The organism is Amycolatopsis circi (genome assembly GCF_003385235.1).
GTDB lineage: Bacteria > Actinomycetota > Actinomycetes > Mycobacteriales > Pseudonocardiaceae > Amycolatopsis > Amycolatopsis circi.
In genome coordinates this window covers 1-9,444 of the sequence record NZ_PQIA01000213.1, presented here as the reverse complement: position 1 = coordinate 9,444, position 9,444 = coordinate 1, and the positions used below count along the sequence as shown (strand labels likewise).

Below are 9,444 nucleotides of genomic sequence, written 5' to 3'. Positions count from 1 at the left end.
ACCGCTGAGTGGAGGGGTGGATCATCGGACGCGGGGCGGGGTGTGGGCCGCTGTCCGTTGCTTCCGTCTGATGTGGACAGCTCTCGTCCGAGAAGACATCTGGCGGCCACGCGCGCATCGCCTGCTTATGGTCCGGTGCGGGCGGCGACCGGACTGGAGCATCGCCGCTCCCGTATTTCTTTCCACGCAGCAGTCCGACGGACCGCCCTCGAAACCGACAAATTGCGGTCAGCGGGAAGGACCCAGCCGAGCCGGGTTGCCGAGGATGTCGTTGGCGAGTAGGGCGGCCTGTGTCCGGCTGTCCACCTGAAGCTTCGCCAGCAGGTTGCCGACGTGCACCTTCACCGTGCGCTCCGCCAGGCCCAGCTCCGTCGCGATGTCGCGATTGGACAGGCCCCGGCCGAGCAGGAGCAGGACTTCGCGTTCCCGTGGGGTGACTCCCTCGGCGGTAGGCGTGCGGAGGGTCGCGGCCACCCCCGGGCTCATCGCCGTGACGCCTTCGTGGGCCGCGCGGACTGCGGCTGCGAGTTCCGTTCCGGTGCTGTCCTTGAGTACGAATCCGCTCGCTCCCGCGGCCAGCGCACGCCGGATTTCGGGCGCGCGGCCGATCGTGGTGAGCATGACGACCTTCGGTCCGTTTTGCTGCCGGATTCGGTGCAGGACTTCGATCCCGTCCATCCCCGGGAGATAAAGGTCCAACAGGACGACGTCGGTGGCGGCGTCGAGCGCGGCGAGCAGTTCAGGGCCGTCCGGGTGCGCGCCGAGTACGTCGATGTCCGGCTGGGCGGCGAGGATCAATGCGAGGCCCTCCCGCACCAAGGCGTGGTCGTCGACGACGCGGACCCTGATCACCACGGCAGTCTACGCTCGCTTAGTGCGTTGGTTCCGCGACCGAAAGACGTTGCTCGACCTGGGAACGGCAGTGCTCGTCGCCGTCTTGCTCGGGGTGGGCGGGGTCTGGCCGCCCACGGCGGGTCCCGCCCTCGTGACCGGGCAGATCCTGCCGCTGGCCTTCCGCCGCCGGTTCCCGGGGTGGGTGCTCGCCGTCGTCACCGCGGCCACGCTTGCCAGTCTGCTGACGACCCAGCCCCACAACATCGATTACGTCCCAGTGCTGATCGCGTTGTACACAGTCCCGAGCGCGCGCCGCGCTTCGGTGCGCTGGGGGCTCGGTGGGCTGTCCGCCGCCGCGGTCGGGGCCGCCATGACCGTGTCGAAGGGCCCTATCGACGGCGCGTTGCTGGCTGTCGCCGTCTGTGTCGTGGCGTGGCTGCTCGGCGCCGAACGGCAGCGGCATGCCGCCGAACGCGCGGAGTTCGCGGCGCAGCGCACGCGGTTCCGACTGGCGCGGCTCGCCGCCGAACGGCGGGAGCAGACCGCGCGGCGGCTGCATGACACCCTCGCGCGCACCACCACGGTCATGCTCGTGCAGGCAGAAGCACTCCTGGCGGTCGGCGAGCTGGCCGACGCGGACCGCGCCAGGGTGGACGCGATGCTCGCCGCGGGGCGGGACGCGCTGGGCCAAGTCCGCGAAACCCTCCGTGACTTGCGGGATGACAGTGAGCAGCCGCCAGGGCCCGGGGTCGCCGCTGTTCTCGCCGAACTGTCGGCGGCAGGTCTCGTGCTCGAGGAAGAACCTGCCCTGCACCGGATTCCGGGACAGGTGCGGGATCTCGCCGACCGGATTGTCTCCGAAGCGGCCATCAACGCCTTGCGGCACAACGGTCCTGGTGTCCGGCTGCGCGTCGGCGTCGAGGTGAGTCCCGAGTCCGTCCGGATCGTGCTGCGCAACGACCAGCACGGACAGCCGACCGCCGGTGCCGGGTACGGGCTGGACAGCCTGCGCGCCCAGCTTGCCGCCCGAGGCGGTTCCCTCGACGCGGGTCCAGCCGATGACGGCGGCTGGTCGGTCGTGGCGGTCATCCCTTGCCTTGCAGAGCCAGCAACTGCGACACAGTGACGAACCGATAGCCGAGCGCCCGCAGCCGGTCGATGGTCGGGCCGATGGCCTTCCGCGTCTGCTCGCGCCCGGAGTACATGGGGTGGAACAAGACGATCGAACCGGGCCGCACGTGCGTGACGGTGTAGTCCGTGATCGCCGCGGCGCTGCGGTCGATTTCGGGGAAGGAGTTCGGTTCGACGTCCCAGGTGATCGTCTTCCGGTGGTGCTCGTGCAGGTAGTACGGAAGCGCGAACAGCTTCTTGCCGTTCGGCGGGCGGACGGTGATTTCGCCGGGGTAACCAGTGGCGCGGATCAGCGCGTCGGTGCGCTCGATCTCGCTCGCCGCGTGGCCCGGCGTGATCAGCACCATTCGTTCGTGGGAGTAGGTGTGATTGCCGATCTCGTGTCCCGCCGCGGCGATGGCGCGTCCGAGGTCCGGGTGAGCCGCCAGCTCCGAACCGATGAGGTAGAACGTCGCGTGGACGCCGCGCACGGCCAGCGTGTCGAGGACGGGCTGCACCCCGGCCGGGTTCGGACCGTCGTCGAAGGTCAGCGCGACCGCTTTCTGCGTTGTTTCCACGCGGGCGGTGAGGCCGCCGAAGAACTGGAAGGTTCGGGAATCGGCGATCCGGAACAGCACATAGCCGCTGACGAGGAGCACGACCAGCACCACGGCTACGGCGATCGACCAGCGGCGCGCCCGTCTGGACAGGGAGAAGCGGATCATGCGGGCGAGCTTGCCGACGGGGCAGCGGGTCGGGAAGCCGCGAAGGTACTAGTCCTTCCGGCACACAGACCAATACGGTCGGCCGCTGGTGCCGCCGAGCTCGCGACGGCGCTGCGCACGGTGTGGCTGGCTGTGGGGGAGCGAGGGCGTTATGGGTGCCGCGACGCGATGCGCTGCAGTCGTGAACTCACGGCAACGGAAGCATTGGGCGGCAAGGGAATCGCCTGTCGCGCCGGGTTGACGCGGCCCCGCCGCGGGCGGGGCCGGTCCCGGAACGGTCAGGCGTTGATCTGCCTGGTTTCGCCGTTGCCGCCGATGGCGATCTTGCGGGGCTTGGCCTGCTCGGCGATCGGCACCCGCAGGGTGAGCACGCCCGCGTCGTAGTCGGCCTTGATGCGGTCCGCGTCCAGTGTGTCGCCCAGGAACAGCTGCCGGGAGAACACCCCGCGCGGCCGTTCGGAGACCTGGACCTCCGCGTCCTCGCCGTACTCGGGCCTGCGTTCGGCTTTCACGGTCAGCACGTTGCGCTCGACGTCCAGGTCGATCGACTCCGGCGCTACGCCGGGCAGGTCGAACTGCACCACGTAGTCGTTGCCGGACCGGTAGGCGTCCATCGGCATCACCGCCGGACGGGTCGCGGTGCCGTTGCCGCCGAAGAACTGCTGGGTCAGCCGATCGAGCTCCCGGAACGGGTCAGTTCGCATCAACATGACCATGCGCCTCCATTCTCCTTCCCTGCTGCCCGCCGTCCGGCGCGCTCGGCCGGAGGCGGGCGGTCGCGTGTTTTTCCGTGGGCTGACGGATCGGGTGGTCGCCGCGGAGATCCGGCCCCGCCGCCGGACAGGGCGGCGGGACCGGAACCAGTTCGGGTGAAAAGCAACTGTGCTGATCTGTGCGCGTGGTGGTCTATCACCTCCCCAGCGAAGTCACCGCTGCAGTGCTCCCGCTCCGCATCGGAGGGGATCGCTCCCGGCGCTCTGTCGGCCAGGCCCGCCACACGCTCGTCGGGACCGGACGCTCGGCGCGTCCTCCGCTCCGCGGACGGGGTTCGTCGCCGGGCAGCGGCGCCTCGCCGAAGCTCGTGGCCACGATCGCCTCGAACTCCGCGCGCAGCCAGGCCGGATCGGCGCAGATCAGTTCGGCGAATTCGCCGGCAGTCGCGTCCCGGCGGCTGATGGTGTCCGACATCGTCGATCACTCCCCGGCCACGTCGTCTCAGCACCAAGGTCAGCTCTCGCGTCCAGAAATTTCTATAGCGCGCACTGAAGATTGTGTCAAGCGGTGAGTCGAGATAATCTTGATCCGGGCGCAGAGGAACGCCGCAGGAGAGGAGGTGCGCGTGGCCGGACTCCGCCGCTGCTCCCGCCGTCAGCTGACCCTCGTGGTGCGGCTGCGCGAACATCTGGACGAGGGGCATTCCCTCGCCTCGGCCGCCCGGATCGTCGGCCCTGCAAGACGAACTCGCCGACGCCCGCGACGTCATCACCGGTGTCCGCGCCCGGCTCGTCGAAGGATTCTCTTGTGCTGCGCCTGCCGCGCGGATGCGGATGCGGTCGCCTCGGTACTGTCGCTTCACATGACCGGCTCCGAGATCGTGATCACCGTGGACCTGGTCCGCGACCTGCTGCGGGAGCAGCATCCGGACCTCGCCGGACTGCCGATCAGCGAGGTGCCAGGCGGCTGGGGAAACCAGATGTGGCGGCTCGGGGACGAACTGGCCGTGCGCGTGCAGCGGATGGACCCCACCCCGGAATTCCAGCTCAAGGAGCGGCGATGGCTGCCCGTGCTGGCCTCGCGCCTGCCGCTCCCGGTGCCGACGCCGGTGCGGTCCGGCGAACCGTCCGCGCGTTTTCCCAAGCACTGGACCGTGATGACGTGGGTTCCCGGCGAACCGCTGGACCACGGCACGATCAGCCGCGGCACCCACGCGGCCGACACGCTGGCGGACTTCCTCCGAGCGCTCCACGTGCCAGCGCCCGCCGAGGCTCCGATCGCCACGGACCGCGGAGCCCATCCCCGGGACTGTACGGACGGTTTCGAGCAATTCCTCCAGGCCGTCGCGGTCGACGACCTCGCCGCCGACGTCCGCGCTGTCTGGGACGACGCCGTCGCCGCCGATGCGTGGGAGGGGCCGCCGGCGTGGGTGCACGGCGATCTGCATCCCGCGAATGTCGTTGTCTCGGACGGAACGCTCTCGGGCATCGTCGATTTCGGCGACCTGTTCGCGGGCGATCCGGCGTGGGACCTCGCCGCTGCCTGGGTGTTGCTGCCCGAGGGCATGGCTTCGCGGTTCTTCGACAGCTACGCGCGGGCGGACGAGTCGGCGATCCGGCGCGCCCGCGGGCTGGCTGCGGTGAAGAGCCTTTTCCTGATGCTCATGGGACAGAACGGAGACCGCGGTCTCCCCGGCGGCAAGCCGCATTGGGGACCCGCGGGGCGGGCGGCGCTTGATCGGGTGCTGAAGGGCGTTTGACGTCTCGCGGCCGGAAGGCTCAGTCCCACCACAGCACGACGGCGAGCTGACGACGTGCGGCTTCTTCGTAGAAGTCGCGCAGGATGGTGTGCTGCTCGGCCACAAGCTCAGCCAGATCGCCGAGCACCTCGCGCGCGGTCGGGCCCAGTTTCGCCTCGATCTGCTCCGGGTCCGACGGCACGACGGAGTGGACAGCTTCCGGGGCCAGGGAAAGCAATGCTTCGGCGACAGCTCCGACCTGCGGCGGGTCCAGCGCGGTCACCGGATGCTCCCAGATCCCGTAGAGATAGTCCCGGTAGGCCGGATTGACTTCTTCGTCGCCGTCGAATCCACGCTGCAGCAACGCAAAGGTCCGTTCGTCGGCCCCGGCCAGCTTCCAAACCCGTTTCAGAGTGACTGGCCACCAGTTCAGGTCGAGGTGGTCCGTCTCCGGGGCCGCGGTGAACGAGCAGAGTTCGTCCAGCGCTTCCGCCGATTGCCGACAGGCGGCGAGGTGCGCGGCGGGGATGCGGCGAGCTGCTGGGTCACGGCCATGCAGCACAGTATGTCAAGGCCGCTTCGAATGTCGTCGGCTTTAACTCGCCCTGAGGTCAATGGCAATCCCCGTGTTGTGTCCACTGTGGATCAGTCGCCGTCGCCGGATGCATCGAGGGCTTCGGCCGCGACGCGCAGGGCGGCTTTGCTGGTTTCCGGATCCGGGTGCGTGGGCGAAAGCGCCAGTGTGGTGACTCCGGCCTCGGCAAGGGCCTGCATGCGGTCGGCGATGCGTTGTTTCGGGCCGAGCAGCGAGGTCTGGTCGAGGAATTCCGTCGGAATGGCGGCCATGGCGCCGTCGTAGTCCATCGTCAGGTACCGCTCGCGGACCTCGTCGGCGGCGGCCTCGTAGCCCATCCGGGCCATGAGGTCGCGGTAGAAGTTCTTCTCACGGCTGCCCGCTCCGCCGACGAACCCGGCGACATAAGGGCGGGCGTAGTCGGCCGCCGACCGCCAGTCGTCGCCTACGGCGAGCGGGACGGTGGTCGCCACGTCGAATCCGTCGAGCGTCGCGCCGGTTTTCGCGCGTCCGGCGCGGATCCGGTCGAGGGATTCGCGGCCGTGTTCGGGGGAGAAGAACAGGCCGAGCCAGCCGTCGGCGATTTCGCCGGTGAGTTCGAGGTTCCGCGGGCCCAGGGTGGCGAGGTAGAGCGGGAGGTGCTCGCGGACCGGCGGCACGGCCAGCGGCAGCGCTTTGCCGGGGCCTCCGGGCAGCGGGAGCCGGAAGTGCGCGCCGTCGTAGCGGACCCGTTCGTAGCGCAGCGCTTTGCGGACGATGTCGACGTATTCGCGGGTGCGCGCCACCGGTTTCCCGAACGGGACGCCGTACCAGCCTTCGGACACCTGCGGGCCGGAAACGCCGAGCCCGAGCCGGAATCTGCCGCCGGAGAGGTTGTCCAGGGTCGCCGCGGTCATCGCGGTCATCGTCGGGCGGCGGGCCGGGATCTGCAGGATGGCGCTGCCGAGATCGATGCGTTCGGTGCGCGCGGCGAGCCAGCCCAGCACCGTCGCGGCGTCCGAACCGTAGGCCTCGGCCACCCACACGACGGAAAACCCGAGCCGGTCGGCCTCTCTGGCCAGTTCGAGGTTCGTCGAGTCGTTGCCAGCGCCCCAGTATCCGATGTTGAGTCCGATTTTCACCCTGGCGACGTTACCGTTGGTAACTGACAGGGCACTGGTCGTTCCCGGCGTTCAGGGGGTGCGATAGGGGTTGCCGCGAGTCCACAGTGGACTCCCCGGAATACGCGACACAGGGTGTCGTGATTCGCCTGGGAGGCTTGGCTGCGCAATCCGTCGCACACAAAGGAGTACCAGATGGGATCCCAGCTCAACCCGTGCCTCGCCTTCACCGGGAACGCGCGGCAGGCGATGGAGTTCTACCGGGAAGTCCTCGGCGGCGAACTGGAACTGGGCACGTACGGCGATTTCGGCTCGCCGGAGGCTCCCGGCGCCGACGCGGACAAGATCATGCACTCCGTGCTCAGCACGTCGGACGGCTACCCGGTGATGGCGTGGGACGTTCCGGAGAGGGTGCCTTTCCAACAGGGCAACAACGTCGCGCTCTTCCTCGGAGGTGACGACGTCAAACTCCGAGACTACTTCGCGAAGCTGTCCGCTGGCGGCACCGTGACGCTGCCCTTGGCGAAGCAGTCGTGGGGTGACGAGGCTGGTTCGCTCGTGGACAAGTTCGGGATCACGTGGATGGTCAACCTCGCCCGGCGGCGGGCCTGAGTCTTGAATGCCGACAGTGCGCGTCGCGGTCGTCCGAGCGGGGCTCAGTCCGGGATTTCGCCCATGGAACGGCACAGGCGGCGCAGCAAATCGGCAAGTTCGCGCTGGTCCTCGCCGCTCAAGCCGCTCACCAGCTTTTCTTGTTCGGCGAGTTCCACGGCGACCGCCTCGTCGACGAGGGCCAGCCCGGCCGGAGTGAGGCGGATCAGCGCGGTGCGGCGGTTCGCCGGATTTTGCTTGCGGTCGACCAGGCCCGCGGCCACCAGCCGGTCCAGTCTGCTGGTCATCGTGCTGTTGCCGGCGAGCATCCAGCGCGCGATCTCGGACAGCGTCAGCTCGTACGGCGCTCCCGCGCGCCGCAGGGTGGCGAGGATGTCCAGGTCCGCGTGGAGAACGCCGTAGCCCTTCAGGGTTTCGTCGAGGCGGCGGGTCACCCGGCGCGCGATCCGCGTCAGGCGGGCCAGCACCGACAACGGGGCCGGGTCGAGGTCCGGGCGTTGCGCGCGCCATTGGTCCAGGACGTCGTCGACGAAGTCACGCTCCATCCTCGTACTCTACAATGACGGACATTACGACCTCGTACCTTTCGGCTCCGCAGCGAAGGAGAGGGAAAATGCCCGGAGTGATCGTCGTCGGCGGCGGGCCGGTCGGGATGCTGCTGGCCACCGAACTCGGCAGGCACGGCGTACCCACCACAGTCGTCGAGAAACTCACTGCCACCCACGACGAACCACGCGCGGGGACTTTGCACGCGCGTACCGCACAGTCGTTGCTGCGGCGCGGTTATCTGCCCGTGCCGCCGCCGCGGGACCCGCGTGCCATTGTCGAGACGCCGTTCCATTTCGGCGGACGCCCGGTCCTGACGCTGGAATCGCCCGCTCTCGAAGGTGCGCCGATGGTCGGGCAGGCGCAGTCCGACATCGAGCGGTTTTTCGAGGCGCAGGCCCGTTCGCTCGGCGTCACGATCCTGCGCGGCCGCCGGGTGACCGGGGTCCGGGACGACGGCGGGCAGGTCAGCGTATCCACCGACCACGGCGAACTCACCGCCGACTACGTCGTGGGCTGCGACGGCGCGCGCAGCATCGTCCGCGAAGAGGCGGGGTTCACCGGGACGACCCATCCGGCCACCTTCGCCGGGCTTCTCGGCCTGGCCAGGCTGGGCGACCCCGCGCGAGTGCCCGGCGGCTGGACGCAGGGGCCGAGCGGCTGGACGCTGATCAACGTCAACCCGGCCGGGCACAGCCGGATCCTGACGCACGAGTTCACCGAGCCGTTGCCGGAACGCGGTGCCCCGGCGGGTATTGAGGATCTGCAGGCTGCCGCCTCGCGCATCCTCGGCCACGACGTGCCGATGTCCGACGCGACGTTCATCGGCCGGTTCAGCGACTTCACCCGGCTCGCCGACTCCTACCGGCGCGGCCGGCTTCTGCTTGCCGGAGACGCGGCCCACGTGCACGCCCCGCTCGGCGGGCAGGGGCTCAACCTCGGCCTGCAGGACGCGTTCAACCTCGGCTGGAAGCTCGCGATGGTCGTCGCGGGCACTGCTCCGGACGAACTGCTGGACACCTACCACGCGGAACGGCATCCGGTCGCCGAAGCCGTCATCGAGAACACCCGCGCCCAGGCCGCGCTGATGCGGCCCGAGCCGGAGTTCGAGCCGCTGCGCGCGCTGGTCGCCGACCTTCTGTCCACTTCGGACGGAAACCGAATGCTCAGCGACCGGATCAGCGCGCAGGGCGTGCGCTACCGCGACGGCCGCGGCATCGCGGGGGAGTTCCTGCCGAACTTCCCGCTCGGCGAGCGGACGGTCGCTGAACTGCTGCATCCGGGCCGCCCGGTCCTGCTGCTCGGCCCAGATGCTGCCGGGGCTGAGGACGCGGCGGCGAAGTGGAAGGACGGGGTCGACGTGGTCGCGCACGACGAGGACCTCGGCGAACCGGCGATCCTGCTGCGCCCGGACGGCTATGTCGCGTGGGCGGGGCGGGAGACGGAGGGGCTTGCTGCGGCTCTCGTGGGGTGGTTCGGTCCGCGTTAGGT

At 69.5% G+C, this 9,444-nt stretch carries 11 protein-coding genes; 4 read left to right on the top strand and 7 right to left on the bottom strand.

The window, feature by feature from the left end:
* Positions 1 to 228: 228 nt before the first annotated feature.
* Complete coding sequence (locus tag D0D37_RS44165; protein WP_116206525.1) at positions 229 to 852, bottom strand: response regulator; 624 nt, start codon at positions 850 to 852, stop codon at positions 229 to 231.
* Positions 853 to 874: 22 nt separating this feature from the next.
* Between D0D37_RS44165 and D0D37_RS44160 the strand changes: the two genes are divergently transcribed.
* Positions 875 to 1,960: a sensor histidine kinase gene (locus tag D0D37_RS44160; protein ID WP_116206523.1), complete on the top strand. Its 1,086-nt coding sequence runs from the start codon at positions 875 to 877 to the stop codon at positions 1,958 to 1,960.
* Here D0D37_RS44160 and D0D37_RS44155 read toward each other — a convergent pair.
* The 3 genes from D0D37_RS44155 to D0D37_RS44145 all read right to left on the bottom strand — a co-directional run bounded on the left by D0D37_RS44155 (position 1,920) and on the right by D0D37_RS44145 (position 3,857).
* Positions 1,920 to 2,669 carry a polysaccharide deacetylase family protein gene (locus tag D0D37_RS44155; RefSeq protein ID WP_116206522.1) on the bottom strand — a complete coding sequence of 250 codons (750 nt, stop codon included), beginning with the start codon at positions 2,667 to 2,669 and terminating at the stop codon, positions 1,920 to 1,922. The genes D0D37_RS44160 and D0D37_RS44155 overlap by 41 nt on opposite strands.
* 278 nt (positions 2,670 to 2,947) lie before the next feature.
* On the bottom strand, positions 2,948 to 3,379 hold the full coding sequence (locus tag D0D37_RS44150) for an Hsp20/alpha crystallin family protein (protein WP_116206524.1): 432 nt from the start codon (positions 3,377 to 3,379) through the stop codon (positions 2,948 to 2,950).
* A 199-nt stretch (positions 3,380 to 3,578) separates the two neighbouring features.
* Positions 3,579 to 3,857 (bottom strand): hypothetical protein, encoded by a 279-nt coding sequence (locus D0D37_RS44145; protein WP_116206521.1) that lies wholly within the window; start codon positions 3,855 to 3,857, stop codon positions 3,579 to 3,581.
* 388 nt (positions 3,858 to 4,245) lie between these two features.
* On the opposite strand from D0D37_RS44145, the gene D0D37_RS44140 reads away from it, so the two are divergent.
* Entirely contained in the window at positions 4,246 to 5,142 is an 897-nt protein-coding gene (locus D0D37_RS44140; RefSeq protein WP_116206520.1) for an aminoglycoside phosphotransferase family protein, read from the top strand.
* A 19-nt stretch (positions 5,143 to 5,161) separates the two neighbouring features.
* Here the strand turns inward: D0D37_RS44140 and D0D37_RS44135 are convergent, their stop codons facing one another.
* The gene (locus D0D37_RS44135) at positions 5,162 to 5,683 is read right to left on the bottom strand and encodes a hypothetical protein (RefSeq protein WP_116206519.1); all 522 of its coding nucleotides are present in this window, start codon (positions 5,681 to 5,683) and stop codon (positions 5,162 to 5,164) included.
* An 83-nt stretch (positions 5,684 to 5,766) separates the two neighbouring features.
* Positions 5,767 to 6,816: an LLM class F420-dependent oxidoreductase gene (locus D0D37_RS44130; protein WP_116206518.1), complete on the bottom strand. Its 1,050-nt coding sequence runs from the start codon at positions 6,814 to 6,816 to the stop codon at positions 5,767 to 5,769.
* Between the two features lie 174 nt (positions 6,817 to 6,990).
* Between D0D37_RS44130 and D0D37_RS44125 the strand changes: the two genes are divergently transcribed.
* Positions 6,991 to 7,407 (top strand): VOC family protein, encoded by a 417-nt coding sequence (locus D0D37_RS44125; RefSeq protein ID WP_116206517.1) that lies wholly within the window; start codon positions 6,991 to 6,993, stop codon positions 7,405 to 7,407.
* A gap of 44 nt (positions 7,408 to 7,451) precedes the next feature.
* Here the strand turns inward: D0D37_RS44125 and D0D37_RS44120 are convergent, their stop codons facing one another.
* Positions 7,452 to 7,952, bottom strand: a complete 501-nt coding sequence (locus D0D37_RS44120) for a MarR family winged helix-turn-helix transcriptional regulator (protein ID WP_116206516.1) — start codon at positions 7,950 to 7,952, stop codon at positions 7,452 to 7,454.
* A gap of 68 nt (positions 7,953 to 8,020) precedes the next feature.
* Between D0D37_RS44120 and D0D37_RS44115 the strand changes: the two genes are divergently transcribed.
* A complete protein-coding gene (locus tag D0D37_RS44115; protein WP_162834783.1) occupies positions 8,021 to 9,442 on the top strand; it encodes an FAD-dependent monooxygenase in 1,422 nt (473 codons plus the stop codon).
* Positions 9,443 to 9,444: the final 2 nt, after the last annotated feature.